The following is a 26,563-nucleotide window of genomic DNA, read 5'->3' as shown; positions in this document are numbered from 1 at the left end:
GTGCTGCGACGGGCTCAAAGGCCTGCCGGAAGCAGTAGAGGCAACCTGGCCGAATTCCATGGTGCAGACCTGCATCGTGCACCTGATTCGAGCTGCGAACCGGTGGGTGTCCTATCAGGACCGCAAAGGTGTCTCCCGTGCGCTACGTGAGGTCTACACGGCCGCCAACGAGGACACCGCCCGTGCCGCCTTGGACGCGTTCGAAGCCTCTGAGCTAGGTCGCCGCTACCCGCAATCGGTCAAAGTCTGGCGCGACGCCTGGGAGCGGTTCGTGCCGTTTCTGCAGTTCCCGCCTGCGGCACGCAGGGTGCTCTACACCACTAATTCGATCGAATCGCTCAACGCTGAATTGCGTAAAGCTACCCGTAACCGCGGGCAGTTCCCGAACGATACTGCGGCGCTGAAAACGCTGTGGCTGATGATCTGCAACATCGAGGACAAGCGCGCTGCCCAGCGAGCGAAGAAAGCAAAACGCGACATCGAATGCAACGGCTATATTGAAGGAGCGAAAGCTACCGGGTGGAAACAAGCCATCAACCAACTAGCCGTGGCATATCCCGACCGATTCGCGGACTACCTGTAAACCAAACCCCCGCACACAAAGAATCGGACACCCTCAAGAAAGGACCACGCAGCTTATGCCTCCGTTGACTATCACCACCGCCACGCCTGCACAGGAACGACTGCTCTCACTCGATGTCATCCGTGGCATCGCTTTATGTGGCATCGCCTTTGTCAACATCACCCAATTGTGGATGATGTTTCCCGCATCAACGCAAGACTCCATCGCGTGGACATTGCGCAACCTCCTCGCGCATGAGCGCTTCTTCCCGGTATTCACCTTCCTCTTCGGCATCGGGTTCGCAATGATCGTGCGTTCTGCACGGCGTAGGCAGCGCCGCGAGTGGGTCGTGCTGCTGCGCCGACTCATCCCACTGCTCATCCTTGGATTCCTGCACGCGCTGGTGCACCCGGGCGAGGCACTGATGCACTACGCATTCTCTAGCTTGATCTTCCTGCTGCCGCTGACATTCCTCCCCGAGACGAGAAGGCGACCAATCGCGACAGTGCTCGGTGTCATACTCACACTCATCGGCGTCTACTTCGGCGGGACGCTGCTCATTCCGGGGCTGCTGCTGCTCGGGTTCGCAGCCGCCGAATGGGGCCTACCGCAACGCTTGGATATCAACCCCCGGCCCGCCGCGCTCGCACTCCTGCTGTTGGTACCCCTGACCTTGGTCACCGGGTTCCTCCAATACCAGGATCGTGCTCGCGCAGGGTTCACCCCGCTTTCTTCTGTCGCGGGTTTCATTCTCGCTGCGACATGGGTAGCGCTCGTACTGGTAATGCTTCGAACCCCGCTGCGTGACGCACTCGCAGCCGTATTCGCGCCCCTTGGCCGCATGGCGCTGACGAACTACATCGGCGCGACCTTCATCATCCTCGCCGCTCGGCCGCTGCTGGGCATTCCTCCAGCGCAGGACAACGCGAGCGACGCCGACTTTGTCACGGCCTGGCTGGTCGTGATCGTGATGCTCATTGCGCAAGCGGTGATCAGCACCGTCTGGTTGCGGGCATTCGGGCAGGGCCCTTTAGAAAAGGCCTGGCGCTGGTTGACGTGGGACGCGTTCGGCTCGCGCAGCGGAGCACACGCCGCGTAGCGCCCGTGCTGCCACGCGGCGTGTTTAGTTGGATTCGGGTTCGGGGTCTGGCGTGAACATCTCCCAAGCGAAATCGGGTTCGCTTGGGCGCTCAGACTCCTGCGGATACGTTCCGTGCACAAGGTAGAGCTCACGGTAGTGTCTGCCGGTATCCATCTTTTGAGACACAGGAAGCAACGTCGCTGCCATGCGGCCGTTCGCATGCTGCTGCTCCCAGCTGATCGCCTCTACGACATCCTTGGCGCCAATGAGCTTGAAACCCTCACGGATGTGCACGTCTTCCCAGTCCGCATCGCTGGCCCAAAAGAACACGTAATAGGTCGGCTGGAGAAGATGGGTGTCCCCGGCGCTATGCGGTGTCATCCAATTGCCGTCGTTGATGGGAAATACCTTCACAGAGCTACAGTGTGACACAGGGCCTGTTGATGCGGCGCAGCCAAAGCGCGGTGTTCTTGGAGCTGTCTTTGAGTCCAGCCAAGTATCTGCAGTGGAATGACTGGCAATATCGGAAGCAGCCCAGGAGGTTCGACTAGGATCATTGACAGCACTGGGCAAAACATTCAACTGCGAGACGCACTCATCGGTCTCTTGTTGACGGCTGCGTTGGTCGCTGTCCCGCTCGGAGTGCTGCTTGCATTGCGTGAATTGGGTGTTGGAGACAACCGACTTCTGGCCCTATTTCCTGTCGCTGTTGGATTGAGCATTGCACTCGCGACAGCGGCGCTCGTTCTGTATATGAAGCGTCGAGGGATTGCGCTGGGATTTCATCCTCTGCGCGGCGACGGTAGGCATCTGATGTGGGAAGTGCCGTGCATCATGTTGCTCGCATCCATTGGCGCTGGCTTCTTCGGATCTTTACTCGGGTTGGACAATGAGACTTCAAATCCGCCACTCGAGGACGGCCTGGGCATACTCCTCGCGCTTGCGACCTAGGTGCTTCTCGGCCCCTTCTTCGAAGAGCTCGTCTTCAGGCGCCTGCTCATGAGCTATTTCGACACCGTAGAGCCCGCAGTCCTGAGTGTGCTGCTGAGCTCCTTGACTTTCGGTCTTGCTCACGTCTTCCCATCGGTGATCCTCTACGCGACACTGTTCGGCTTGGGCTGCGCACTGGTGACAAGACGCCACAAATCCCTGTGGGCTGGGCTGATTTTGCACCTTGTCAACAACTTGTTCCTGCTCCTGGTCGCGCTCATGGCTTTGCAGTGATCGTGTGACGACATTCTGCGTTTTTCTCGCGTTAATCGGCGTGTTCGCAGCTGCAGTAGCAGTACCTGGGCCCGATGTCGCGCAGATCGGAATGGATTGTGGTCATCCTCTCGCCCTCGTGGCCGTAGGCTTTGTGATGTCAGCCGGGTTTGCGCTGTCGGTGGATGACTTTTCTCGATTGCTGGCCCGGTATGGTCACTTCGTTGACATGGGTACCGGCTCGATCTTCATCGGGTTAGCCCTTTGGATGCTTGGGAAAGGCGCAGTCAACGCGGCCTCACCTCGCGAGTGCGCGGGTCCCGGATCCTGGTCCGGAAGTTCACTGCCTCAGCTGCTTAGTCTCGCGATCAGGGAAAATAACGAAGTCTCGACCCACCACCGACAGCGATGTTTCGAGACAACGGGGGTTTCGGAAAACTCCGTGACCACTACAGATGCGGCCTAGTTCCAGACTTAGTTCCACGACTTTCTCTGTTTAGTTCCAAATTCATCCTAGCCTGCACCCGAAAGTAGCCCCCACGCAGCGGAAACCGAAACGGCTACTGCTTCATGTCTCCGGCCGGCTGACACACGGTTTCAACCCAGATTTGCCAACCGAGACAGTCCTGGCGCCATGACTGGCTGTCTGTCTGTCGCCGCGCACCCCGCAGCGGCTCTCGTGTCGTGTGGCGGTTTGAGTGGCCTCTGCCCGTTCGGAGTCAATGGATAGACGCTGTCGCACGACTACCTCGAACGCGAAACCCGCCCGGCCAAGGTGCTTGCCTCAGGCCAGGCGGGTTGAGAAGTAGGGTCTGCTAGACGGTATGGAACGTGCGGGTGGTTTTGGTGAGGACGGCATTCAACCCCTCGCCTCGCAGCCGGAGCACAATGTGCTTGCCCGTCTCATACGACTTAGCGCGGCCAAGCAGCTCAGTGCCGGTAGGGTCCCAGATTTCCCAAGTGCCTTCGGTGAACAGCGTGTCCTTCTTGACTCGCGCGATGTCCTCGGAAGGCGCGTCTGGCGCGAGCAGCTCTTGCAAATCAAACTGCCGAGAAGGCACAAGGTTGAGACGCTCGTGCTTCGTCAGCCGCTTCGGGTCAGCGTCGGCTTCGAAGGTGAGCAAGCCCGTGTGGCGGTCGGTACAGCCGGACTTCGTGTTCTTCCTCCGCGACGGCGAAGGTAGTATGCGCGCCTCCATTGTGGACCCGCACGGTGCGTACCTCGGTGACGCTTTAGGCAAACTGCGCGGCCTTGCCCGCTACGCCGAGCAGTACGGGGACCGTTTCGTGCGTATCGAGTCGGTCTCCGGTGCGGACACCGAGTCGCTGAAGGTGCTCGACTTGAAGTCCGAAGCGGTTCGCGCGGCGGTGGCCGAGGCGGTAAGCGCGGAGGCCGTGTACGAGAAACACGGGTACGACTACAAGTAACGGTCTTCTCGTGGACCTCTAGGCGCACCTGGCTTATGAATGATTAGTCGATTGGCGCGACCCGAACGCGATTCCCGTCAGGGTCAGCAACGACGAAAGTCGTGCCAAATACGTCCTCGTGCGGCTCTTCGATGATGCGAACACCCTTCGCCACCCAGGCGTCGTAAGTTTCCTGCACCTGCTCTGCCGTGACATTCAGACAAACTTCCGAAGTACGTACTGGTTCGCCCACCAGAGTTGATGACTCTCCAGTCCACAAGGCCAGGGCAACACCTTCCGCTAACCCGAAAGTGACGTAACGCGGTGTTTCAAAAGTCGTTTCGATTTCGAGCAAAGCCCTGTAGAAGTCAACCGATTTCTGGATGTCGCTGACGTAGACGATGAAAACCAGTTCGCGGTTCATTTTCTTCCTCCAAACTCAAGATTGTTCTGTTCACGTTACCTGGGACATCGGTGGACCCATAGGAATCTGGGTTTCGGGAATCAATACATGCCACCAGTACCACAATCCGTACTGAGGAAGACGGACTGAGCAGCGCAAGTGCATTCATGGCTACACAAAACTTATGTACGGCGTACCGGATTATTTCGTCTCACCGTTTCGAGACGACTTGTCGTCTCATTACGGCGTAGTGAATTACCCCCACTATTTTCTGCTGGTGTTTGCCTCTTCCCGCGACACGGTGGAGGTATGCAAAACGAACTACGTATTTCCGCGGGTGGTCTTTACCCCCGGCCAAAGACGCACACCGAGTCCGACTTCGAGCCTGGCCACGGTCTCCAGCGACGGCCAAGTGTTGCCATTGAGGATGTCCGAGATAGTCGAGGCGGCGACGCCGGACTGCTCCGCGACCCCTTTGACGCTTCGGTAGCGGTTTCGTTCACGCCTGAGGTTAATAACCATGGCCTGGATCATCTTGTGCTCGGGCGCGGTCACGTCGAGGCTGTCGGGCCAGCCGGGGTACAAGCTCGCGGGACTGCTGGGCTTCGGTCTCACCATGTCACCACCGTAGCGCCGGGAACATCGAACGCGCTGCTAGGGGTAGTCGTACCCGCCCTTCGACCGCAGGTGAGGCTTGCGGGAGACTTGGTGCGGCCAGAGACTCGTTTCGAGCATCGCCTCGGCCGCCGCGACGGTGTGAAGTGCCGGCCACCGCTCGCCGGAAATCCAGCGACGAAGGACTGTCTCTCCAATGCCGGCCCGCTCAGCGAAGTCTTTCTGCGACGCTGCCCACCCCCGTTCGATATACCGCTCAATCTCGCGGACGAGCGACTCACGCATGCTCATTGCCTTGGCGTAGACGGGCGGCAGCGCCTCAGTCTCGACATCGGGCCACTCGGGGTAGGCCTCGCGCGGCGGCGGGTAGGTGGACATGGTCTTCACCGTACCGGCGGCCGAGGCGGTCTCCGCAGCGGTGGCCGTTGCGGGGGTACTGCACTGTCCCGTAAGGGGGTCAGCCCATGTCGCTAACCCTGCAAGAACGCGAGTATGTCGAGCACCGCGTCGTCGGATATACGCCCAAGTTTGTCAGCGACACCACTTGGGCAACGGTAGCGGCAGTAGTGAGAGAAACCGCCCTAGAGGCGTTCGAAAAGGGCGGTGCCGAGCGATTCCATCTGCGGCAGACCCGCCACAGCGAGGTCTCGAAGTATCTCAGGGCGCTCACCCATGTCGCCGAGTACTGCCACCGCGTCGGCCGGCCGGTGACCCGCGAAACGGTGCTCGATACGGACATTTGCCGCGCGGCAATGAACGACCTAGAACGAACACACCGGGACACCGCGGTGCTTCGGTCGTACCTCAACAAGGTCACCATGACACTCACCGGCGAGACGTTAAGCCTGCGCCAGCGTGAACCGAAAGAACAGGCTAAGCCGTACGAGACAAACGACTTCGACGCGCTCCGCCATTGGGTGCAGTCGCAGACTACAGCGACGAAGCGCGAGCAGGCCTTCACAGTGCTCGCCCTTGGCCTCGGTGCGGGAATCTGCGACGGCATGGAGACCATCCTCGCCGGCGACGTGACGGTGCGTGACGGGGTGGTGCGGGTAAATGTCGAGCGACTTCGAGGCGCTGGTTACGCCCCGGAGATTCCCGTCGCGTCGGCTTTCGGACCGGGGCTCGCCGCGGTGGCCGAGTCGAAAGACCCAGGCGAGCGGCTGCTGCCGTACGGGGACATCAATGACCTGGTCAAGAAAGAACTTAACCGCGGAAGAAAATTCACGGTCTCGCTTCGCCGGCTCCGCGCGACGTGGGCGGTGCATGTTATCCGCGCGGTGCCACGAGAGGTGGCTGTCGCCGCTATTGGCACGACGCATATCGGAGAGTTCGAACGCCTTGTACGAGTGAACCCCGAACGAACCGACACTGTCGAGGACCATGTCGAGGCGCTGACCGACCCGTACGTCAACTGGCCTGGTCTAGCGTCGAGCGCCGGGGCGGTGGGCCACTGGGGCGGGGACGGCTCAAGAGCCGGTTTCGGAGGGCCGAAGGCGGCACAAGACCTAGATGTTCACCCCCGGACGGGTGAACAAAAAAGTACAGAAAATACTCGTTTTGAAGTTATCGACGGGGGTGCAACATGACGCAAACGTACACTTCAAGTGCGGTATCTTCGCTAATGGTGCTGTCAGGGTGGGACGGGTCAAAACGGCTCAAGCGCCGTTTTCGGACCTTGACGACCTATCGGTGTCGTCCCAGGCTGGGGCTATCTCATCCCACCAAGGAGATAGCCCACGCCACCACCACATACGGCGTGTGCGGACAAGGAAGAATCGCCATGCCCACCACACCACATGAGGTCATTGCCGGTTACACCCCAACGGTCCTGCCGAAGCCCCGCTGGGACGCGGTCCGAGACTTCGTTACGGACGCCGTTTCGGCTGCCGTGACGGATAACTGGAGCGCGGACAAAGTTCGTGCTGCCTTGCGCACCGTCGCCCGACTCGCGGACTACGTTTCGATGACAGGACGGGAAGTCTCGGTCGAGACCGTGTTTACCGAAGCCACAGTCAACGCTTACGTAGACCAGTCTGGGTACAGCACCCACGTCCAAGGCACGACCAGGTCATTGCTTCGCGTTGTCGGCCAGGCCGCTCACCGGCACTACGACACGCCGAGAGAAAGACCTCAGTACGGCACCGATAAGAAATCCGCGCCGTATTCGCCGGAAGAGGTGACGCGCCTTCGGCATTGGGCGGACGGCGAGGCGACCGTTCGGCGCCGTCAGCAAGCGAACCTGCTCCTGGCGTTGACCCTCGGCGCGGGTCTGCGCTCCGGAGAGGTCGCAACGCTTACCGCTGCGGATGTCGAGACGGATGACCTCGGGACGGTGGTGTGCCCGTCGGGCTACCGCGGGGCAAGCAAGCGTTTTGTACCCGTAGACCACGAATGGGCGCAGCCGATTCGAGAGGCCGTAGAGCGCTCGACAAGCGGCGAGGCTTGGCTGTTCCGCCCGGAACGAACGACCGAAGGTGCCGGCACTGTCGCCTTGTTCCTCAAAAGGTCGCACCGCCCGTCGCTGTCTGTGGATATGGCACGCGCCCGCACGACCTGGATTGTCACCCAAGTCCGCCGGGGCGTTCCGGAGTCCGCGGTGATTGAAGCCGCGGGCTTGAGCGACTTGCAGCATTACCGGAAGTTCCTGGTCAACGAGGCTCAGACAACAGCGCGAGAAGCAAGGTCGCTGCTGCACGGAGGTCCGAGCCGAGAGACGAATCGGGCTTCCCTCACCGTGATCCGAGGCGGGGCGTAAGCGTCCCAGAACCAACTATCCATTAGTCCACAAAACCCCTGGTGAGCACCCAGGACGAGTTTTTCATTGCCAAAAACACCCGCGAGAGGAGGTGAACCACAATGTCCCAGCACATTGCCAGCGACTGGTACGAGCAGGTGCGCCAGCACTGGGCGAAGGCCGAGGCGACGGCGCCGTCGAAGAAGCGGAAGAAGGCCTGGGACGAGGCTCTAGTCGCCCCGTCCGAGACGGAGCTCGAAGCGCGCGAGGAGAAGGCGAAAGACCGCGACTGGCTGTATATAGAGCAAAGGCGCGAAGTTTACTCCACGGTGAAGTTGGCCTGGGACATTGTGGATCGCTCCGGTGTTGTAGGCCTCGTGGAGCAGTGGCGCGTCGAGGACGGGCTCATTACGAACCGCGGTGGGCGGCGCCTTAAGGTGTCGATCCACGCGGCGTTGACGCTCTGGCTTCTGCTGGCTATCCAACGCCAAGCGCAGCACTTCCAGGACATGGGCCGCACTATCGCATTCGGTCTTACGCCTGCAATCTGGGACCTGCTCGGCTTGGAAGAGGAGGAGTTCGACGTAAAGGACAAGCGCGAGCGCCGTAAGGTGCGAAAGCGTTGGGCTGACCGCGTCTGGTACACGCTCTGGGTGACCCGCGAGACCATGGAGCCGTACCCGGAGATCCGACTGCGAGAGCGCTACACCGTCGGCGAGTGGCTCGACCTAGTCCCGGGCGGGGAACTCGACGTCGAAGATGACGATGAGACCGCTGCCTTCCGTGAGGCACGCCGCGCTCGCGGAACAGAGTTCACGACCCGACTCATCTGGGCCAGCATCGAACTTATGTCCCCGGAAGTCTTCGCTGAGTGGGACGGCACGGTCGCCATTGACGGCACCTCTCTCCAGGTCTCGAAGCGAGGTAACCCGAGCAAGAAGAGGCTCAAGAACGGCTCCGTGCCAGAGAGCGCGCTCATGGCCTCGACTCCTGTGGCCGGCTGGCACCACAAGGAGACCGGCGACCATGACGGCGAGCGACCGGACGTGAAGGGTGGCACCTACGCGTGGGGTTTCGAGGCGACTCTCGCTGCGATGACCGGGCCGGGGTTTGCGGAGCGGGGTGGCAACCCGGGGTTGATTATTGGCATGGGCTTCCACCGTCCGGGTGTCAACCCGACGGAGCGGTTGTGGGAAGCGCTTCAGAATGTCACTGAGAGGCCGGAATTACCCCGCGGTTTCATGCTCTTCGACCGTTTGTACCCAGCGCAAAAGCCCGAGGGCATGCACATTCCGCTGCGCGAACAAGGCTATGACCTCGTGTTCGACTACAAGGATAAGGAGCGTGGACTGCAAACCGTTTTGCCGTCCGGCGTGGTGGTCATTGACGGAGGTCTCTATTCACCGGGAATTCAGTCTTTCCCTGGGCTGATCGACCCGCACTCGCAGTACGAGGCGGGGCAGATCGACTACGAGACGTACATGGTCCGACTGGAGGGGAGGAAGCGATTCGCGCTCGCCACAAAAGGCACCAAGAACAGTGCCGGTGACCGCCGTTTCCGGTGCCCGGTCAAGGCTCCTGGATCGGCCCTTGCTTGTGCCTTAGTGCCACGAGGGGATGAGAAGCCTACTGCTAAGCAGCGGATTGAGCTGACTATTTCTGACGTGTCCGGTTTTTCTGCTGCACCACCCGCGATTTGCCGACAGGCCTCGGTGACCATCAAGAACAGCGTCGAGGACGGTGCCCGTTGGTTGCAGCAGGGGCCGGCGTACGGTACGCCGGAGTGGCAGGCCGTGTACGGACAGCGCAACACCATTGAGTCGCGCAACGACAAGTTGAAGAACTCGCGAGGCATTGGCATCGGGGACTCGACCGTGCGTCTGATGCGAGGCTGGGCTGGTCAGCTGTTGGCGACCGCGATTTCCTGTGTCGCCGTAAACGTGCTGTTGCTGGCCTCCGACTCGTCTTGGTTTGACGAGGGCAGCACCGACAATGACCCGACACCGCGCGGCCGTCGCGACGACCTCGACCGCAAGAGGAGTGAGAGGTCAATTGCCGGTACGTTCCCGAACGCTCCGCCAGTTGCTGCGTAAAATCGCAGGCCGCAAGCCGCCAGAAAAGAGTTCTGGAGGGCCGCGGCCTAGAAGTCGTGTCCGAATAATGAAAAACGCTCCGGAATTGACGAATCGGTGTCAGTTTTGGAGCGTTTTGGCATTGATGAGGGGAGAAAAGGCCACATAAAAAGACTCTTCGTCGCCAAGATAAGAGAAAAGGGGGTTCCGGAAAAAGTTTTCCGAACTCTTTCGAAAAGTTTTCCGAAACCCCCACTTCACAGCGTGCCCCAGGTGAGACTCGAACTCACACTGGACGGGTTTTGAATCCGTTGCCTCTGCCAATTGGGCTACTGGGGCTCGCGGAAAAGTGTAGCGGATGTGCGCGAGGATCTGGAAATTGCGTGGCGTGGGCGGTCGCTAGACTGGTGCACCGTGACTGATCAAAAACGCCTCCTGCTCATCGACGGCCACTCCATGGCCTTCCGCGCCTTCTACGCCCTGCCGGCGGAGAACTTCTCCACCACGGGCGGGCAGCACACGAACGCGGTGTACGGCTTCCTCTCCATGTTTGCCAACATCCTCGCCGACGAGGCCCCGACGCACGTCGCGGTCGCCTTTGACGTCGGCCGCAAGACGTTCCGCACGGAGCGCTTCCCGGAGTACAAGGCGCAGCGCGAGTCGGCGCCGCCGGAGTTCAAGGGCCAGGTCCCGATCATCGAGGACGTGCTGCACACTCTGGGGATTGTCACGCTGTCGAAGGAGAACTTCGAGGCCGACGACATCGTCGCCACGCTGGTCACCCAGGCGCGCGGCGACTACGAAATCGTCATCGTCACCGGTGACCGCGACTATTTGCAGCTTGTCGACGCCCACACGACCGTGCTCTACCCAACCCGCGGCGTCTCCACGCTCACCCGCTTCACCCCGGAAGAGGTGGAGAAGAAGTACGGCCTCACGCCTGAGCAGTACCCGGACTACGCGGCGCTGCGTGGAGACCCGTCGGACAACCTGCCGAGCGTGCCGAAGGTGGGCGAGAAGACCGCGACGAAGTGGATCGTGAAGTATGGCTCGCTCGCGGAGCTCATCGCCCACGCCGACGAGATCAAGGGCGTGGCGGGGAACAACTTCCGCGAACGCATCGAGCAGGTGCAGCTCAACCGCGAGCTCACCCAAATGGTCACGGACGTCGAGCTGCCGGTCGGCCCGGACGAGCTGGCGCTGACAACCGCGGACGTGGGGGAGGTTGCCAAGGCGTTCGATGACCTGGAGTTCGGTGCCAACCTGCGCGAGCGTGTGCTCAAGGCCGTGCCGACCGAGGGCGATGCGGCCGAGCAACAGGCGCCGGTGGAGCTCGCGGATGTCGAGATTGCGGACGAGCCGCTGGACTCCTGGCTCGAGGCCCGCCGCGGGGAGGGGCTCGCCGTGTACCTGGCTGGTTCCGCGGTGCCGGCGGGTGGTGATGTGACGGGGCTGGGGATCGTCGATAAGCAAAGGCACGGCATCCAGCGAGACACTGCCGAGCTTTCCCCGGCCGAGGACGCGGCGCTCAAAGCCTGGCTGGAGTCGGAGGACCCGAAGTACCTCCACGACGCGAAGGGCGCGTACCACATGCTGCGCGGGCGCGAGATCGAGCTGCGCGGGATCGCGCACGACACGGCGATCGCGGCCTACCTGCTGCGGCCCGGCCAGCGCACGTACGGCCTCGAGGACGTCTACCAGCGTCACCTGCAGCGCCAGCTCACCGTGGGTGGGGACCAGTTGAGTCTGCTCGAGGACACCTCGCTTATCGACGCCGCCGCGGCCGTCCTCGAGCTCGCCGAGGAACTCACCACGCAGCTGCGCGACATCGCGGAGTACGAGCTCTACGCGGACCTGGAACTCCCTCTGGTGCCAATCCTCGCCGAGATGGAGCACACCGGCATCGCCGTAGACCGCGACGTGCTCGAGGCGCAGCGTAAGGACTTCGCCGACAAGGTCACCCAGGTGGAGGAGAAGGCGCGCGAGCTTGTCGACGAGCCCGAGCTCAACCTGTCCAGCCCGAAGCAGCTCTCCGTGGTGCTCTTTGACAAGCTCGAGCTGCCGAAGACGAAGAAGACGAAGACGGGGTACTCGACGGCGGCGTCGGAAATCGAGGCGCTGGCGGAGAAGCACCCGCACGAGTTCCTTGACTACCTGCTGCTGCACCGCGAGTACCAAAAGATGAAGTCCACCATCGAGGGCCTCATCAAGGCGGTCGGCGACGACGGCCGGATCCACACGACGTTCAAGCAGACGGTGGCGTCGACAGGCAGGCTCAGCTCCGCGGACCCGAACCTGCAAAACATCCCGGTGCGGACAGACGCGGGCCGCGAAATCCGCTCCGCCTTCAGGGTCGGCGAGGGCTACGAATGCCTGCTGACGGCCGACTACTCGCAGATTGAGATGCGCGTGATGGCGCACCTGTCGCGCGACGAGGGCCTCATCGAGGCGTACAAGGCGGGGGAGGACCTCCACAACTTCGTGGGCTCGCGCGTCTTCGACGTGCCGATCGACCAGGTCACGCCCGAGTTGCGCCGTCGCGTGAAGGCGATGAGCTACGGCCTGGTGTACGGGCTGTCGGCCTACGGGCTGTCGAACCAGCTGGGCATCTCAGCGGGCGAAGCGAAGCAGATCATGGAGAGCTACTTCGAGCGCTTCGGCGGCGTGAAGCGCTACCTGGATGAGGTGGTCGAGCAGGCGCGGCGCGACGGCTACACCTCAACCCTGTTCGGCCGCCGCCGCTACCTGCCTGAGCTGAACAGTGATAACCGGGTCGCGCGCGAGAACGCGGAGCGCGCGGCGCTCAACGCGCCGATCCAGGGGACGGCTGCGGACATCATTAAGGTTGCGATGGTCCGCGTCGACAGGGCGCTCGCGGGCTATCAGTCGCGGGTGCTGCTCCAGGTGCACGACGAACTTGTCGTCGAGGTTGCTGCGGGTGAGCTCGACGAGGTGCGCGGGATCGTCGAGCGAGAAATGGATAGGGCGATCTCGCTGCTGGTGCCGCTCGAGGTTTCCGCCGGCACGGGCACGAACTGGAACGAGGCGGCGCACTAAACGCACGGAAAATCGCGGAAACACACGGAAAATCGCGGGGTGAGCCGTCTCCGTGCAGTTCACCCCGCGCCTTTCGCGCTCAGCTGCGGGCAGAGCCGCCGCTGAGGGACGAGGAGGCGGGCACCAGGGCCGTTAATCTCGTGCCCGCCTCTCGCGCAGCATTCCGGGGAATGCTGCATCCCCCTTCCCCCCGATCGCGTGGCGAACCCCCTCCACCACGCTGTGCTTCCCTTTTCACTTAAACCCCCTGTGAGCGGGGAAGGGTTTTCGATGTTTTTCCCGCCTCAGTGGTCTTCCCTTACCAGAGGGGCGAGCTTCGAAAACCAAGAGCGAGTTTAACATGTTGTGAGCGAATTGCCGGGTTCGCCTTACGTGAAACTCAGGTATGAAGAAGCATTTATATTTTATGACGAGTCTCACGATGTGGAAATATCTTGACCTGCAGGTTGGCTGTGTATAGGTCGATTTTCTCGGAAAAGCGGTAAATGGTCATCTCACTTCAAGGAGCGGTCCAATTGCCCCTATATGGGGGTGTTGGGTTCGGGGAGAAGCTGAGAGTGTGGGAAGTGAAGCTTAGACCGCCTGGGTAGCGAAGATGGCTGTGCCCGGGAAGAGCGCGCCGCGCTCCGGTGACCACTGCCCCCAGGTTTCTGTGAGGGTGGGCGGCCAGGTTGGCTCGGTGACGTCGACAAGCGGCAGTCCCGCTGTACGGAGGGCGCGGACCCAGTCGCCGAACGTGCGGTGGTATTCCGCGTAGGTCAATCGGCCCTCGGCGTCGCGCTCCTCGTAAGCGCGGTCGAAGTAGCTGATCTCGGCGGTGGTGGAGACGGGGTCGTCGGGGAAGACCCAGCGCATGGGGTGCGTGACGCTGAAGACGAAGCGTGCGCCGGGGCGCAGGACGCGGCGGATCTCGGAGAGGGCCACGTCGAGGTCGGCGACGAACGGCAGCGCGCCGAAGGCGGAGAATGCGACGTCGAAGGCGGCGTCGCGGTACGGGAGGGCGAGCACGTCCGCTTGTGCGAGGGGGAGTCCGGTGGGCGCGCGGCGCAACATGCCCGCGGAAATGTCGAATCCCGTGACAAAACCGGTGGCTTGCTCGGGGCGAGCAAGCCACGCGCTGCACGGGGCGGAGCCGCACCCGATCTCCAGCACGCTGCGCCCGGCGAGGTCGCCGAGGAGGCGTGCCTCCGACTCGTGGAGCATCTCCGGGCACCAGTAGAAACTTGACAGGTACGCCGCGTGATCGGCGTGGTAGCGTGCCGCGTCATCGTCCCAGAATTGGCGGTTTGCCGCGGAGGGGGTGACGGTGGCGTCGATAAGCGAATGATCGGAATTGTGCATGACGGATATTATTTGCTTAAGCAGGTGAAACGGACTACCCTTGCAGGGGCGCATCGACGTATCGGGGCGACACCGGCCGTAATAGGAGGGCCTGGGTCGATCCTCGCGCGAGATCTTTCCCACGTCAAGCCCCCCATTGGAAGGTGAACTGGGTGGAGAGATGCGCCCCTGTCCAATTTCGATCTCCTATTCATTTCGGAGCACATATACTTATGCGCACTACTAACGCACCCCAGGTTGCTATCAATGACATTGGTGGCCCTGAGGAATTTCTCGCTGCAGTCGACGCCACCATCAAGTACTTCAACGACGGTGACATCGTCAGCGGCAAGGTTGTCAAGGTTGACCACGACGAGGTCCTCCTTGACATCGGCTACAAGACCGAGGGCGTCATCCCGACGCGCGAGCTGTCCATCAAGCACGACGTCGACCCGGACGAGGTTGTCGAGGTCGGCGACGAGATCGACGCGCTTGTCCTGACCAAGGAGGACAAGGAAGGTCGCCTGATTCTGTCCAAGAAGCGCGCTCAGTACGAGCGTGCTTGGGGCACCATCGAGGAGCTGCAGAACAACGACCAGCCGGTTACCGGTACGGTCATCGAGGTTGTCAAGGGCGGCCTCATCCTGGACATCGGCCTGCGCGGCTTCCTGCCGGCATCGCTGGTTGAGATGCGTCGCGTCCGCGACCTGGAGCCGTACATCGGCCAGGAGCTCGAGGCGAAGATCATCGAGCTGGACAAGCACCGCAACAACGTCGTGCTGTCCCGCCGCGCCTACCTGGAGGAGACCCAGTCCGCGGTCCGCTCCGACTTCCTGCACCAGCTGCAGAAGGGCCAGGTCCGCAAGGGCGTCGTGTCCTCCATCGTCAACTTCGGCGCCTTCGTCGATCTTGGCGGCGTCGACGGCCTGGTCCACGTGTCCGAGCTGTCCTGGAAGCACATCGACCACCCGTCCGAGGTTGTCACCGTGGGCGACGAGGTCACCGTCGAGGTGCTCGACGTGGACCTGGACCGCGAGCGCGTGTCCCTGTCCCTGAAGGCAACCCAGGAGGATCCGTGGCGCGTGTTCGCACGCACCCACGCCGTGGGCCAGATCGTCCCGGGCAAGGTCACCAAGCTCGTCCCGTTCGGTGCGTTCGTTCGCGTCGACGAGGGTATCGAGGGCCTCGTCCACATCTCCGAGCTGGCGCAGCGCCACGTCGAGGTGCCGGACCAGGTTGTCAACGTGGGCGAAGAGGTCATGGTCAAGGTCATCGACATCGACCTGGACCGTCGCCGCATCTCCCTGTCCCTCAAGCAGGCTGACGAGGACTTCACCGAGGAGTTTGATCCGTCCCGCTACGGCATGGCCGACTCCTACGACGAGCAGGGCAACTACATCTTCCCGGAGGGCTTCGACCCGGAGACCAACGAGTGGATGGAAGGCTACGACGAAGCTCGCCAGGAGTGGGAGGCACGCTACGCCGAGGCAGAGCGTCGCCACCAGGCGCACGCCGGCCAGGTGGAGCGTCACCGCGCCGCAGCCGCAGAGGCCGCCGACCAGGCAGCAGACCAGGCAAACTACTCTTCCGACTCCAACGCTGCAGCTCCGGCAGCGGAGCCGGCAGAGTCGTCCATGGGCTCCCTGGCTTCGGATGAGCAGCTCGCCGCACTGCGCGACAAGCTCACCGGCAACTAAATCCTCCATGTGAGGTCGCACGGCGGCCCGCACCCAGTCGCTTATCGACGGGGCGCGGGCCGCTTTGCTCTATCATTGGTGCACATGTACATGATCGGATTGACCGGCGGCATCGGCAGCGGCAAGTCTACGGTCGCGGCGCTTATGCGCCAGCGTGGCTTTCCCGTCGTTGACGCCGACCAGGTGGCCCGCGACAACATGGAACCCGGCTCGTCCGTCCTCGCCGCAGTGGCGGAGGAGTTCGGCGCCGACCTGCTCGGGCCGGACGGCGCGCTGGACCGGGCGGAACTGGCCCGCCGCGCATTCGCCTCGGAGGAGGCGACACAGCGACTCAACGCCATCACCCACCCAGCGATCCGCGCGGAATCCGCCCGCAGGTTCGCCGCGCTGGAAGCGGCTGGGGAGCGGGCAGCGGTGTACGACATGCCGCTGCTCGTGGAACTCGGCATGGACCAGGACATGGACATGACCGTCGTGGTGGACGTGAATCCGGAGGAGCGCGTGCGGCGCCTGGTGGCGCACCGCGGGCTGGATGAGGCCGACGCGCGCAACCGCATCGCGCGGCAAATTCCGGACGCCGAGCGCCGCGCAGCGGCAGACGTGGTGCTGGATAATAACGGCACGGAGGACAAACTTGCACAGCAGGTAGACACGTTGGCAAACCGGATTACCAACATATTGCTTGACGTTTAAGTATTGTTCGCTTTACGGAAAGCAACCTGCAACCAGCCGGTCTTAAGCTCACTGGTCATGGGAACGTGGAACTATGGGCCGTTTGATAATGACCACGCGCGCGACGCCGTGCGTCAGCTTGCCAATGGCACGTTCCGCATGGATAAGTTCCGCTTCGCCTGCCGCGAGCTGCCCCTTGATTCGGGCCAGGCCGAGGTCGTCGTCGCCCTCGTTGCCGTGATGAACGGCAACCTGCCCTCCGAAGAGTTCCACGAGGCTCTGGCGTTTGAATTTTCGTTCCGCGACCGACGCTGGCTGGAGCACCAGGTCCGTGAGCTGATGTCCTCGCCCGACTCCGACTTGTACGAGCAATGGCTCGACGCCGGCGAGCTCGAGCAGTGGCTGGCGGCGACGCGCCGCGCCACGGGGTTTACGGGTTTCGCCGACGCGTAGCCCCGCTAGAGGTCCGCGCAGAACTCCCAGAGCAGCTCGGCGGCGCGCTTGAGGTTACGGAGAAACTCCTCGGGCCGCTCCGCGGTGTCCGCGTTGAAGGACACGCAGTACTCGGTGGCCTTCGGCAGCGGCGTGTAGGCCACGCCGAAGCCCTCGGGCAGCGTCGGCGCGAAGGCGTACCGCACGATCTGGTCCGCGCCGCCGATCGAGGTGGTTGAGAGGAAGTCCTGGCGCGCCGCGATGGTGGTCTCGTCGGTGAAGAACTCCGCCGGGGGCAACCGTTCGTCGAGGCGCTCGAGCATCTGAATGTGGCGGTCAAACCCGTTACCGGACTTGCAACGCTTCACCCACGCGCGGTGGGCGTCGACAGCGGCCACGAGCTGCTCCTGGGTGGCATCGCCGTCCACCAGGTGGCGGGCGAAGGCGACGGCCTCGGGGGTCGCCGCGCGCAGGCACTCGGTGCGGCCGGCGCGGAACTCGCGCATGTCAACGGCCTCGTACACCGCACGCACGCGGCCGTAGGTGAGCTGCTGCGCGATGGACAGGATGAGCTGTGCGCTCGCGTCGCGGCTGAACTTCAACGGTAGGTCGTCCGGTTGGTTGATGTCTACGGCGACGATCTCGGCGGTGTACGGTTGCGCGTCGTCGCCGGTGATGTTGGTGTACGAGCGCACCTCGCGCGCAATGTCCGAGATGTTGCTGTCTAACTCCCAGCGCAGCTCCTGCGGGGCACGCGCGGTCATCGACGCGGACTCGGTGACGTCGGCGTCGTGCATCCGCGTAAGCGCCGTGACCAGTGTCGCCCCGTCCTGGCAGCTGTGCTCGACGTGGACTGCGGTCCACGGGCTGTCCACCCCGAACTGGTAGCTCAGCGGCTTGTAGGTCCAAGCGCCGCGCGGGCGGAACGTCAGGTCCGCCAGGAGCGCGGCGTCGCTGCGGCCCGCGGCGTCCACGAGGTCCACGGTGAACAACAGGTCGCGGAGGCGCGCGTAGGTGCCGGGGTTCTGCGTGAAGAGGCCCGAGAGGGCGTCGCCAAGCGGGCCGGACCCGATCAGCGACGCAGCGTTGAAGTCGGCGTTGAAGTCGGCGGCCTCATCGGTGGCCAGCAGCTCGTCGAACGCCGCGGAAAGTTGGTCAAGCGGCGCGACGTTGCCGGCAGAGTCGCTGATTGGCAGGGCGAAGAGGCGACCGCGCACGAACACGCCGATTTCCCGATCCGCGACGTCGCGATCGCATACAGTGACGCCGTCCACGTCGACGTTCGGGTGGCGGACGCCGCCGTTGTAGACAAACCACTGGTTCATGGTGATGCGGTTGCCACGCGCGTCCACGTCTTCGGGAACCTGCTGCGCCGCGACCTGCAGGTGCACAGTGGCGATGCGTTGCACGGCGCTGGCAACCCGGCTCGTGCCGGTGCCTTCGCCGAAGGGCGCGAGCTGGAACCCGACGTTCGTGCTCAGCTGCAGTGGCTCCCGGTTTTCCAGGTACCCCTCGTACCACTCGTCGTGCAGCCAGTTCGTGCCTTCCTTCTCGCGGGCGGCGGCACGGTCGCGCAGGGTGGCGTCGAGAAGCGGCCCATCGCCCTGCGCGAAACCCTCGATGACGCGAGTGGCGTGGGCGAGATCCTCCTCGCTGAGTACCGCGGAGAGTGCGGTGCGGTATGCCCCGAGTGTCTGCCCGAGCGGCGGCAGGGGCAGCGGCTTGAGGTCGACGGTGGCGGGGTGGACTGGCAAGGAGTGCACGGCGGCTCGCTTCCTAGGCTGGGGTCAGATCATCCACCAGCCTAGCGGGCCGCTACAGCGAGGGGACGTCCGCGAGCAGGTGCTTGGTGTAGTCGTGCTGCGGGTTCTCCAGGACCTCGTCGACGGTGCCGGCATCCACGATCACGCCCTTGTTCAGCACCGCGATCCGCGTGGCTACGTGGCGGGCAAGCGCGATGTTGTGGGTGACAAAGAGCATGGACAGGCCCCGCTCGCGGCGCAGCTTGGCCAGCAGGCGCAGGATGGAGGCCTGCACGGAAACGTCGAGCGCGGAGGTCACCTCGTCGCACACGAGCACGGACGGGGCGTTGACCAGGGCGCGGCCGATCGCCGCGCGCTGGCGCTCGCCGCCGGAGAGGTCGCCGGGCCGGCGGTCGTAGAAGCTGGGGTCGAGCTGCACGGCCTCGAGTACCTCGTACACCACGTCGCGCTGCTCGCGCTTGGGCAGGCGCTTCGACAGCTGCATCGGCACGCTCAGCGACTCGCCGATCGTGCGCCGCGGGTTCAGCGAGGAGAACGGGGACTGGAAGATGTACTGCACCGCCTGGCGCTGGTCCAGCGTGCGCTTGCGGCTACCGTGCGCGAGTTCCTCGCCCCCGAGCGCGACCGTGCCGGTGTACCCGGGATTCAGCCCCGCGATGGAGCGCGCGAGGGTGGTTTTGCCCGACCCAGACTCGCCGAGCAGCAGGATCGAGTCGCCCTCGTTGAGCTCGAGGTCGATGCCGTGGAGCACCTTGTTGTCGCCGTAGGACATCTCCAGGTTGCGGACCTGCAGGAGCGGGGCCGGGCCCTTGCTTATCGACGCCCCCGCGCCACCCTTGTCCGCGCCGCCCGCCTCGCGCCCGGCGAGGTTCTTCTTCCCCGCGAGGTCCGGGATGGAGGCGAGCAGCCGCTGGGTGTAGCGGTGCTGCGGGGAGTACAGGACCGATTGGACGGGGCCTTCCTCCACGATGTCGCCGCGGAGCATGACGATGACGCGGTCGACCAGCTCCGCGACGACGGCGAGATCGTGCGTGATGTAGAGCGAGGCGACGGCGTGGCGGACGGTCATCTCGCGGATCGTTTCCAACACGTGCGCCTGGGTCGAGACGTCGAGGCCGGTGGTGGGCTCGTCGAGGACGAGCACGTCGGGGTGCATCGCAAACGCCATCGCGATGCCGACGCGCTGCTGCTGGCCGCCGGAGAGCTGGTGGGGCCAGCGCGCGAGGTACGCGTCGTCGTCGGGCAGGTCGACGTCCCGCATGACTTCGCGGACGCGCGCGGCGGCGTCCCCGTCGTAGTTGTGCTGGTCCAGCACCTCGGAGATCTGCTCGCCGATCCGCATGGTGGGGTTGAGGCTCAGCGCGGGGTCTTGGGGCACGTAGGCGACCCGGGCTCCGCGCAGCTGGCGCAAGTCGTCCTCGCCGAGCTCGAGGACGTCGACGGTGTCGCCGTTGCGGGTGTGGAGGGTGACGGTGCCGTCGGTAAGCGAAAGGCCCTCGCGGCAGTGGCCGAGCGCGGCGAGACCCGCCGTGGTCTTGCCGGAGCCGGACTCGCCGACCAGGCCGACAATCTCGCCGCGATGGAGCTCAAAGTCAATGCCGTGCAAGATCTCGGTGCCGTCGTTGGCGCGGATGCGCAGGTCGCGGACGCTCAGTACGGTGCCGGCGGCGTCGGCGGGGGTGGTGATCGCGGTGGTCATCGTTGGGCCTCCTCGGACTCGGTGGCGGTAGGTGCGTCGTGGCGGATGGGCTCGTTCTTCGGCCTCCGCGCGGCGTCGAGCTGCTCGGGCGTGGGGCGCGCGGGCATGGCGGTGGACGCGGTGGCGCGCGCGGTGGCGTCGGCAAGCATGTTGGTGCCGATGGTGAGCAGCGCGATGGCCGCGACCGGCAAGATGACGCCCCAGGGCTGGAGCGAAAGTGCGATGCGGTTCTCGTTGATCATCAAGCCCCAGTCCGCGGCGGGCGGCTGGATGCCTAGACCGAGGAAGGACAGCGAGGCGATGGAGCCGATGGAGTAGGTGAGTCGCAGTCCGGCTTCGACGGCGAGGGGGCCGGTGATGTTGGACAGGATCTCGCGGAGCAGGATGCGCCAGTGAGGCATGGAGTACATCTGGGCGGCGCGGATGTAGTCCTCGTTGGTCACCGACATTGTGGACGCGCGGGCGACGCGGGCGATGCGCGGCGCGTGGGTGAGCCCGATCACCAGCACGAGTACCGTGGCGGAGGGGCCGAAGATGACGATCGCCAGCATGGCGAAGATGAGCTGGGGGAAGGCGAGCACGACGTCGTTGATGCGCATGAGGACTGCGTCGACCCAACCGCCCGCGTAGCCGGCGACCATGCCGATGAGCGTGCCGACGAGCATGCCGAGCGCGGTGGCCAAAAACGCGGTGACCAGCAGGACCAAGCCGCCGGCGATGAAACGTGAGAAGACCGAACGGCCGAGGTTGTCCGTGCCGAACGTGCCCTCGCCGGTGAACGGCAGCCCGAGGAACTCGGTGGTGGAGTAGCCGGTGAGCTGCTCCGCGAAGAGGTAGCCGATGACGGTGCATACGACGATGAGGGAGGTGAGCACGAGCCCGACCTTGCCCTCGGGAATTGCCCAGATGCGGGCGAGCACCGGCGCGGGCTTGGACGCGGATTCCTTGAGCGTCTCGAACTCGTCAGCGGGCTCGTTGCCTGCGGTGCTGTGGGCACCGGTGGTATTCGGTGTGGTCATTGCTAGCTCCTCAGTTTCGGGTTGGCCGTAATGCTGACGATGTCCGCGATGAGGTTCACCACGACGTAGACGGCGGCGATCAGGAGGGACACGGCTTGCACGACTTGGACGTCGCGGTAATTCACGGCGTCAATGAGCGCGACGCCCAAGCCGGGGTAGCGGAACAGGTACTCTACGACGACGATGCCGCCGGCGAGCCACGCAAGCTGGATGGCCACCACCTGCGCGATCGGCCCGACCGCGTGTGGCAGCGCGTGACGGAAGATGACGCGCCGCTCGGGCACGCCCTTCAGACGCGCCATCTCGACGTAGCCGGAGTCCAGCGTTTCCACCATCGTCGCGCGGGTCATGCGCGCGATGTACGGGCTGACCACCAGCGCGAGCGTGATCGTGGGCAGGATGAGCTGGGACGGGAATTCCCAGACGTGGCTGCCGGGCGGGGACATCGTGACCGCCGGGAGCACCTTGAACACGGAGGTGGCAAACAGCGTGATCAGCGCGATACCGATGACAAACTCCGGCATGGCGGCGAGGATCAGCGTCACCCACGTGATCGCCTGGTCGCGCTTGGTGCCGCGCCACCAGGCGGCGTAGATGCCAACCAGGATGCCAACTGGGATGGCCACGACGGCCGCGAGCACCATGAGCACGAGCGAGTTGGCCAGCGGCTCGCCGAGCAAGTCCGCGACCGGGCCGCCGGTGGACGTCGAGGTCCCCAGGTCCCCGGTGAAGATGCCGCCGAGCCACATGAAGTAGCGCTGCAGCGGTGGCTTGTCCAGGTTCATCTCGGCCTCCAGCGCGGCGATGCGCTCTGGCGTGGCTTGCTGGCCGAGGATCGCCGTGGCGGGGGAGCCCGGCAGCAGCAGCGTGGCGCAGAAGATGATGATGGACACGGCGATGAGGATGAAGATGCTCACCGCGAGTCGGCGCAGAATGAATTTGCCCATGATGTTATGCCTCCGCGAGCCAGATTTTGTGGAACATTGCTTGCGACAGCGGCACACCGCTCGGGTGCGGCGTGAGCCCGACCACGTAGTTGTGGTACGCGTCGACCTGGTTGGCAAAGCCCCAGATGATGTAGCCGCCTTCGTCGTAAAGCTCTTGCTGTAGTTCTCGGATGCGTGCCTCGCGCTCGGGCTTATCGACGATCGCGCGCGCCTCATGCACCCGCTGGGTGAAGTCTTCGCGCACCCAATGCGTCTCGTTGAACGGGGAGTCCGCCGTGGCGCACTGGTTGACCTGCTGAAGGAAGTTGCGCGTGTACCAGAACGACTGCGCGAGCGGGTATTCCAGGTAGTTTCCGGACGCGTAGAACGTGGAGGAATCCACCTGCTGGATGTTGACGGTGATGCCTGCCTCGCGGGCCTGCTCGGCGAAGACCTGGGCGGTGCGCACGGCGCCAGACTGGATCTCGGAGGTGACCAGGTCCACCTCGATGCCGTCCGGGTAACCGGCCTCCGCGAGCAGCTCCTTCGCCTTCTGCACGTCCTGTTCTCGTTGCGGGAAGTCCCGGGGGTAGGCCTCGTCGTAGAGCGCGAACATGTCGTTGCCCAGCTGGCCCTGGCCGGAGTAGACCTGGTCGACCATCTGCTGCCGGTTCACCGCGAGGCGCATCGCCTGACGCACGCGGACGTCGTCGAACGGAGCGACGTCGACGCGCATGGTCAGCGGCAGCCACATGCCGGTTTCAGAGATGAGCGTGCTCAGGCGCGGATCTTCATCGATGACGCGGGCGAGCGCGTGGTTGAGGCTGCCGATCGCATCCACCTGGGAAGACAGCAACGCGTTGAGCATGGCGTCCTCCTCCTGGAAGTCGATGATGCGCACCGCGTCCAGGTGCGCGGGGCCGGCCCAGTAGTTGTCGTTGCGCACGAGTGTGGTGGACTGGCCCGCCGTAAAGTCCTCGAGCGTGAACGGGCCGGCGCCGATTGGGTGTTCCGGGTCGTAGTCTTCGGGGACGATGCCCATCTGGTACTCCGCGAGCGAATCGACCAACGCGGCGTCCGCGACCGCGAGTCGAATGAGCAGCCGCCGGTTGTCCAGCACCTCCATGCTGTCGATGTGGGAGATCGAGGCCGCGCCGGACTTCGGGTCCTGCGGGTCGCGGATGCGGTCGTAGGAGAACATGACGTCCTCGGGCCGGACGGGGCGGCCGTCGGAGAACTGCGCGCCCTCGCGCAGCGTGATCGTCCATTCGGTGGCGTCCGCGTTCGGCTCGATCGCCTCCGCGAGGCGGTACTCCAGGTTGTAGTCGTCGTCGCGGCGCGCCAGCGCGTCGTACAAATTGATCACGCGCGCGGCGTCGCTCGTACTGGTGGGCACGTGCGCGTCCACGGTATCCGTGGACGATCCGCCGACGAGTCCGATGCGCAGCGTGCCGCCCTGCTTGGGCGGGCCGGAGATATCGATTTCTTCGACGGGTGCGGTGGAACAGGATGCGAGCGCGAGCGTCGCGCCTCCCATCACCGTGGCCTGCAGCAGCTGCCTGCGGCTCAATTGCAACATGTCGTTCACACCTTGCTTTCGTGTGCTTGTGAATCTCGGGCGGGGGCAACGTGTGGGTGCGAGCCTGCTGGCTCGCGGACTGCGCCGCCGCTATCGCTGTGCGTGATCCAGCCGCGGATGCTGCCGGTGACCACGGCGTGGACGTCGGCCGGGCTGAGGTCGCCCGCGAGCATGCGGATCCCCAGGCCGTCGATGAGCGCGGTCAGCGCCGTGACCATGGTCTGGGGGTCCCCGGCCCGGAAGGTGCCGTTGTCCATGCCCTCTTGCACGACAGGCAGGAGCTCCCGCTGCCAGCGCGAGTACGCGATCTCGGTGGCATCGTGCGCATCGGTGAAAATGGCGGAGGAGGACCAGAACTGCGCCCAGGTTGCCCATTCGCGATGCGCCTCCGGGGAGCCGTCGAGTTGGACGGCGAAGAGCGCGTTGAGCCGGTCGACCGGGTCTGCGACCGCGTGCGCTGACGCCCGGCGCGCAATGCCCTGCAGCGAACAGGCATCCAAGGTAGCCAGGAAGATCTCGTTCTTGGTGGGGAAGTAGTAGTGCACGGCGGAGGCGGACATGCCCGCGGCGGCGGCGATGTCGGCCACGGTCACTGGTTGGTACCCGTGCGCCGCAAACAGCGGCCACGCGGCGCTGACAATGGCGTGCCGACGGCTTGATCGCGCCTGGTCGCGCCGTGCCTGGTCACGCCGTGCGTCGTGCTGGCGCGGTGGGCGTGGCTCGCCGCGGACGGCGAGCTCCCGGGCGGGGACGCCGGTGAGGTCGGCCAGGAGGGCCAGCTCCGTTGCGGTGAAGCGCCGCACCCCGGAGAGGGACTTTGACAGCTTGCTCGCGTCAATACCCAAGTGCTGAGCGACGTCGCGCTGCCGCAAGCCGGAGGCGGCGATGGCGGCGCGCGCCGCGTCATATGGGCGGGCTGGAGTCATAACAACGACCGTATAAATAGCTGACAGGAGTCGCAACTCCCTGATGCAGAGTCAGGGGAACGCTCGCAATTACGCCCTATCCGGGGGCAACGCGGCGTGCACCTGGCGGAATATCTCGTCGCCGTGAAGGTAGATGCCGTCGTGCTGGTACGTCGGGTGCGTGGTGACGGACAGGTTGGGAATCTGCGCCGCCTGGGCGCTGGCGTAGTCAAAGGGGACGAAAAGGTCGTCCTCGTAGAGCAGGACGGCGGCGGGTGTGTCGTTCGCGCGCAGCGCGTCGGCGTCCACGCTGGGCCGCTGGCCGGTGCGTTGCGCAATATCCTCCACCGCCTCGCGGAACGGGCGGAGCGCAGGGTCCTGGTCGAAGTGGAACGGGAAGAAGGCGTTGCCCAGCAGGTAGAAGGGAGCGTCGCTCCGCGGGTCTGCGTGGACCGAAAACCCTTCGGCATCTTCGTACACCCGGGCGCCGGGCCAGTCCGCGGGACGCGGGGTCAGGCCGGCGAAAATCTGGTCGTGGACCACGGCCCACAAGGGATTGGGCGCCAGGCTGATCATCGCGCCCACCGCAGCGAGGAAGTCCGTGCGCAGCCGCTTGTGCGCGCCGCAGTGGAACGGTGCTTCGAGCAGCGTGGCCAGCGTGTCCGCGCCAGTTTCCTCGCCGAGCCTCACGCCCACGAAGCGGAAGCGCTCCGGGGTGAGTCGCTCGCCGGTGGGCAGAAACTCCTCGGTGTCCGCCAGGTGCGCGCATACCTCCCGGACACGCCCTTCGGCCCACGGCACCGCGGCGTAGAAGCGCTCAACGCGTTGGGCCATGAGCGTCACCGATTGGCGGTTGAACTCCTCCGGCGTGGTCCCGAACGGCGGGACCACGCCAGTCATCATCGCGCGCCCAATGCCCTCCGGAAAGTAGGAGAGGTAGGCGCCGACACAGATCCCGCCAAATGAGTTGCCCAGGATGTCCCAGGTGTCAAAGCCAAGGTGGCGGCGCAGGTCCTCGGCGTCGGCGGCGATGTCGGGTGGGCGGAGGCGGGAGAGATGCGCGGCGTCGAGAAGCGTGCACTGCGTCGCATCGATCCTGGTGGAACGGCCGGTGCCTCGCTCGTCGATGAGGAAGACGCGGTAGTGCTTGAGTGCCTCGGGGATCCACCCCATGAGCATGCGCGGGCCGGGGTTGCCGGGGCCGCCCTGGAAGTAGGCGAGGGGCGGCGCGTCGGGGTCGGTGTACAGCTCGCGCGCGAAGAGCTCGAGGGTGCCTAGCGACGCGTCAGTGCGGTCCCAGGGGACGCGGATGACGTGCTCGCGGATCTGGAAACCGTGGGGGATAAGCGTAGAAAGCATGTGCCCCATTCTGGCACGGCGGCAGCGGAGCAGTTGGGGAGCGGCGAGTATGCTG

The 26,563-nt window shown here is 64.3% G+C and carries 25 protein-coding genes and 1 tRNA gene; 12 read left to right on the top strand and 14 right to left on the bottom strand.

Annotated elements, in window-relative coordinates:
• Both OVO38_RS10725 and OVO38_RS10720 read left to right on the top strand, forming a co-directional pair.
• The coding region (locus tag OVO38_RS10725; protein WP_267208477.1) for an IS256 family transposase at positions 1-583 on the top strand (583 nt) is incomplete at its 5' end.
• Between the two features lie 55 nt (positions 584-638).
• Positions 639-1,661, top strand: a complete 1,023-nt coding sequence (locus OVO38_RS10720; RefSeq protein ID WP_154878608.1) for a DUF418 domain-containing protein — start codon at positions 639-641, stop codon at positions 1,659-1,661.
• A gap of 24 nt (positions 1,662-1,685) precedes the next feature.
• Here OVO38_RS10720 and OVO38_RS10715 read toward each other — a convergent pair whose 3' ends face one another.
• On the bottom strand, positions 1,686-2,057 hold the full coding sequence (locus OVO38_RS10715) for a hypothetical protein (RefSeq protein WP_154878607.1): 372 nt from the start codon (positions 2,055-2,057) through the stop codon (positions 1,686-1,688).
• 96 nt (positions 2,058-2,153) lie between these two features.
• Between OVO38_RS10715 and OVO38_RS10710 the strand changes: the two genes are divergently transcribed.
• The gene (locus OVO38_RS10710; RefSeq protein WP_196823692.1) at positions 2,154-2,594 is read left to right on the top strand and encodes a hypothetical protein; all 441 of its coding nucleotides are present in this window, start codon (positions 2,154-2,156) and stop codon (positions 2,592-2,594) included.
• Positions 2,595-2,867, top strand: a complete 273-nt coding sequence (locus OVO38_RS10705; protein ID WP_167496759.1) for a CPBP family intramembrane glutamic endopeptidase — start codon at positions 2,595-2,597, stop codon at positions 2,865-2,867.
• Positions 2,868-3,661: 794 nt separating this feature from the next.
• Here OVO38_RS10705 and OVO38_RS10700 read toward each other — a convergent pair.
• On the bottom strand, positions 3,662-3,970 hold the full coding sequence (locus OVO38_RS10700; RefSeq protein WP_267208476.1) for a hypothetical protein: 309 nt from the start codon (positions 3,968-3,970) through the stop codon (positions 3,662-3,664).
• Positions 3,971-3,974: 4 nt separating this feature from the next.
• Here OVO38_RS10700 and OVO38_RS10695 point away from each other — a divergent pair, with 4 nt between their 5' ends.
• On the top strand, positions 3,975-4,274 hold the full coding sequence (locus OVO38_RS10695; RefSeq protein WP_267208475.1) for a hypothetical protein: 300 nt from the start codon (positions 3,975-3,977) through the stop codon (positions 4,272-4,274).
• Between the two features lie 43 nt (positions 4,275-4,317).
• On the opposite strand, the gene OVO38_RS10690 is transcribed toward OVO38_RS10695, so the two are convergent.
• From OVO38_RS10690 to OVO38_RS10680, 3 genes are all read right to left on the bottom strand, one after another.
• Positions 4,318-4,677 (bottom strand): VOC family protein, encoded by a 360-nt coding sequence (locus OVO38_RS10690; protein WP_070595330.1) that lies wholly within the window; start codon positions 4,675-4,677, stop codon positions 4,318-4,320.
• A 300-nt stretch (positions 4,678-4,977) separates the two neighbouring features.
• On the bottom strand, positions 4,978-5,274 hold the full coding sequence (locus OVO38_RS10685; protein WP_267208474.1) for a helix-turn-helix domain-containing protein: 297 nt from the start codon (positions 5,272-5,274) through the stop codon (positions 4,978-4,980).
• 36 nt (positions 5,275-5,310) lie between these two features.
• Positions 5,311-5,649: a helix-turn-helix domain-containing protein gene (locus tag OVO38_RS10680; RefSeq protein ID WP_267208473.1), complete on the bottom strand. Its 339-nt coding sequence runs from the start codon at positions 5,647-5,649 to the stop codon at positions 5,311-5,313.
• Positions 5,650-5,735: 86 nt separating this feature from the next.
• On the opposite strand from OVO38_RS10680, the gene OVO38_RS10675 reads away from it, so the two are divergent.
• The 3 genes from OVO38_RS10675 (at position 5,736) to OVO38_RS10665 (ending at position 10,101) form a co-directional block, all read left to right on the top strand.
• On the top strand, positions 5,736-6,860 hold the full coding sequence (locus OVO38_RS10675) for a hypothetical protein (protein WP_267208472.1): 1,125 nt from the start codon (positions 5,736-5,738) through the stop codon (positions 6,858-6,860).
• 194 nt (positions 6,861-7,054) lie between these two features.
• Positions 7,055-8,029, top strand: a complete 975-nt coding sequence (locus OVO38_RS10670; protein WP_267208471.1) for a site-specific integrase — start codon at positions 7,055-7,057, stop codon at positions 8,027-8,029.
• Between the two features lie 101 nt (positions 8,030-8,130).
• On the top strand, positions 8,131-10,101 hold the full coding sequence (locus tag OVO38_RS10665; RefSeq protein WP_267208470.1) for a hypothetical protein: 1,971 nt from the start codon (positions 8,131-8,133) through the stop codon (positions 10,099-10,101).
• A gap of 244 nt (positions 10,102-10,345) precedes the next feature.
• Here OVO38_RS10665 and OVO38_RS10660 read toward each other — a convergent pair.
• Positions 10,346-10,419, bottom strand: a tRNA-Leu gene (locus tag OVO38_RS10660).
• Between the two features lie 75 nt (positions 10,420-10,494).
• Between OVO38_RS10660 and polA the strand changes: the two genes are divergently transcribed.
• The gene (polA, locus tag OVO38_RS10655) at positions 10,495-13,137 is read left to right on the top strand and encodes a DNA polymerase I (protein ID WP_267208469.1); all 2,643 of its coding nucleotides are present in this window, start codon (positions 10,495-10,497) and stop codon (positions 13,135-13,137) included.
• Between the two features lie 573 nt (positions 13,138-13,710).
• Here the strand turns inward: polA and OVO38_RS10650 are convergent.
• The gene (locus OVO38_RS10650) at positions 13,711-14,478 is read right to left on the bottom strand and encodes a class I SAM-dependent methyltransferase (protein WP_267208468.1); all 768 of its coding nucleotides are present in this window, start codon (positions 14,476-14,478) and stop codon (positions 13,711-13,713) included.
• Positions 14,479-14,690: 212 nt separating this feature from the next.
• Between OVO38_RS10650 and rpsA the strand changes: the two genes are divergently transcribed.
• The 3 genes from rpsA (at position 14,691) to OVO38_RS10635 (ending at position 17,279) form a co-directional block, all read left to right on the top strand.
• Positions 14,691-16,154, top strand: a complete 1,464-nt coding sequence (gene rpsA / locus OVO38_RS10645) for a 30S ribosomal protein S1 (protein ID WP_095278821.1) — start codon at positions 14,691-14,693, stop codon at positions 16,152-16,154.
• 84 nt (positions 16,155-16,238) lie between these two features.
• Positions 16,239-16,847, top strand: coding sequence for a dephospho-CoA kinase (coaE, locus tag OVO38_RS10640; protein ID WP_267208467.1), 609 nt, complete (start codon positions 16,239-16,241; stop codon positions 16,845-16,847).
• A 57-nt stretch (positions 16,848-16,904) separates the two neighbouring features.
• Positions 16,905-17,279: a DUF4259 domain-containing protein gene (locus tag OVO38_RS10635; protein WP_095536477.1), complete on the top strand. Its 375-nt coding sequence runs from the start codon at positions 16,905-16,907 to the stop codon at positions 17,277-17,279.
• 5 nt (positions 17,280-17,284) lie between these two features.
• Here the strand turns inward: OVO38_RS10635 and OVO38_RS10630 are convergent, their stop codons facing one another.
• From OVO38_RS10630 to OVO38_RS10600, 7 genes are all read right to left on the bottom strand, one after another.
• Positions 17,285-19,021, bottom strand: a complete 1,737-nt coding sequence (locus OVO38_RS10630) for a choline/carnitine O-acyltransferase (protein ID WP_267208466.1) — start codon at positions 19,019-19,021, stop codon at positions 17,285-17,287.
• A gap of 52 nt (positions 19,022-19,073) precedes the next feature.
• Positions 19,074-20,720 (bottom strand): ABC transporter ATP-binding protein, encoded by a 1,647-nt coding sequence (locus OVO38_RS10625; RefSeq protein WP_267208465.1) that lies wholly within the window; start codon positions 20,718-20,720, stop codon positions 19,074-19,076.
• Positions 20,717-21,739: an ABC transporter permease gene (locus OVO38_RS10620; RefSeq protein ID WP_267208464.1), complete on the bottom strand. Its 1,023-nt coding sequence runs from the start codon at positions 21,737-21,739 to the stop codon at positions 20,717-20,719. The genes OVO38_RS10625 and OVO38_RS10620 overlap by 4 nt, the downstream gene beginning before the upstream one ends.
• Before the next feature lie 2 nt (positions 21,740-21,741).
• On the bottom strand, positions 21,742-22,686 hold the full coding sequence (locus OVO38_RS10615) for an ABC transporter permease (protein WP_095536871.1): 945 nt from the start codon (positions 22,684-22,686) through the stop codon (positions 21,742-21,744).
• A 4-nt stretch (positions 22,687-22,690) separates the two neighbouring features.
• Positions 22,691-24,244 carry an ABC transporter substrate-binding protein gene (locus OVO38_RS10610; protein WP_267208463.1) on the bottom strand — a complete coding sequence of 518 codons (1,554 nt, stop codon included), beginning with the start codon at positions 24,242-24,244 and terminating at the stop codon, positions 22,691-22,693.
• A 5-nt stretch (positions 24,245-24,249) separates the two neighbouring features.
• Positions 24,250-25,170, bottom strand: a complete 921-nt coding sequence (locus OVO38_RS10605; RefSeq protein ID WP_267208462.1) for a TetR family transcriptional regulator C-terminal domain-containing protein — start codon at positions 25,168-25,170, stop codon at positions 24,250-24,252.
• Positions 25,171-25,239: 69 nt separating this feature from the next.
• Positions 25,240-26,508 carry an alpha/beta fold hydrolase gene (locus OVO38_RS10600; protein ID WP_267208461.1) on the bottom strand — a complete coding sequence of 423 codons (1,269 nt, stop codon included), beginning with the start codon at positions 26,506-26,508 and terminating at the stop codon, positions 25,240-25,242.
• Between the last annotated feature and the right edge of the window lie 55 nt (positions 26,509-26,563).

The organism is Corynebacterium sp. Marseille-P8863, from assembly GCF_946902955.1.
GTDB lineage: Bacteria > Actinomycetota > Actinomycetes > Mycobacteriales > Mycobacteriaceae > Corynebacterium > Corynebacterium gottingense.
This window is presented reverse-complemented; position numbering and strand designations above follow the sequence as displayed.

What these genes read in the sequence shown, in the direction of transcription:
- OVO38_RS10720 (WP_154878608.1), top strand. Translation starts at nt 639, where the DNA reads ATGCCTCCGTTGACTATCACCACCGCCACGCCTGCACAGGAACGACTG.
- OVO38_RS10710 (WP_196823692.1), top strand. Translation starts at nt 2,154, where the DNA reads ATGACTGGCAATATCGGAAGCAGCCCAGGAGGTTCGACTAGGATCATT.
- OVO38_RS10690 (WP_070595330.1), bottom strand. Translation starts at nt 4,677, where the DNA reads ATGAACCGCGAACTGGTTTTCATCGTCTACGTCAGCGACATCCAGAAA.
- OVO38_RS10685 (WP_267208474.1), bottom strand. Translation starts at nt 5,274, where the DNA reads ATGGTGAGACCGAAGCCCAGCAGTCCCGCGAGCTTGTACCCCGGCTGG.
- OVO38_RS10680 (WP_267208473.1), bottom strand. Translation starts at nt 5,649, where the DNA reads ATGTCCACCTACCCGCCGCCGCGCGAGGCCTACCCCGAGTGGCCCGAT.
- OVO38_RS10675 (WP_267208472.1), top strand. Translation starts at nt 5,736, where the DNA reads ATGTCGCTAACCCTGCAAGAACGCGAGTATGTCGAGCACCGCGTCGTC.
- OVO38_RS10670 (WP_267208471.1), top strand. Translation starts at nt 7,055, where the DNA reads ATGCCCACCACACCACATGAGGTCATTGCCGGTTACACCCCAACGGTC.
- OVO38_RS10665 (WP_267208470.1), top strand. Translation starts at nt 8,131, where the DNA reads ATGTCCCAGCACATTGCCAGCGACTGGTACGAGCAGGTGCGCCAGCAC.
- OVO38_RS10650 (WP_267208468.1), bottom strand. Translation starts at nt 14,478, where the DNA reads ATGCACAATTCCGATCATTCGCTTATCGACGCCACCGTCACCCCCTCC.
- rpsA (WP_095278821.1), top strand. Translation starts at nt 14,691, where the DNA reads ATGCGCACTACTAACGCACCCCAGGTTGCTATCAATGACATTGGTGGC.
- coaE (WP_267208467.1), top strand. Translation starts at nt 16,239, where the DNA reads ATGTACATGATCGGATTGACCGGCGGCATCGGCAGCGGCAAGTCTACG.
- OVO38_RS10635 (WP_095536477.1), top strand. Translation starts at nt 16,905, where the DNA reads ATGGGAACGTGGAACTATGGGCCGTTTGATAATGACCACGCGCGCGAC.
- OVO38_RS10625 (WP_267208465.1), bottom strand. Translation starts at nt 20,720, where the DNA reads ATGACCACCGCGATCACCACCCCCGCCGACGCCGCCGGCACCGTACTG.
- OVO38_RS10620 (WP_267208464.1), bottom strand. Translation starts at nt 21,739, where the DNA reads ATGACCACACCGAATACCACCGGTGCCCACAGCACCGCAGGCAACGAG.
- OVO38_RS10615 (WP_095536871.1), bottom strand. Translation starts at nt 22,686, where the DNA reads ATGGGCAAATTCATTCTGCGCCGACTCGCGGTGAGCATCTTCATCCTC.
- OVO38_RS10610 (WP_267208463.1), bottom strand. Translation starts at nt 24,244, where the DNA reads ATGTTGCAATTGAGCCGCAGGCAGCTGCTGCAGGCCACGGTGATGGGA.
- OVO38_RS10605 (WP_267208462.1), bottom strand. Translation starts at nt 25,170, where the DNA reads ATGACTCCAGCCCGCCCATATGACGCGGCGCGCGCCGCCATCGCCGCC.
- OVO38_RS10600 (WP_267208461.1), bottom strand. Translation starts at nt 26,508, where the DNA reads ATGCTTTCTACGCTTATCCCCCACGGTTTCCAGATCCGCGAGCACGTC.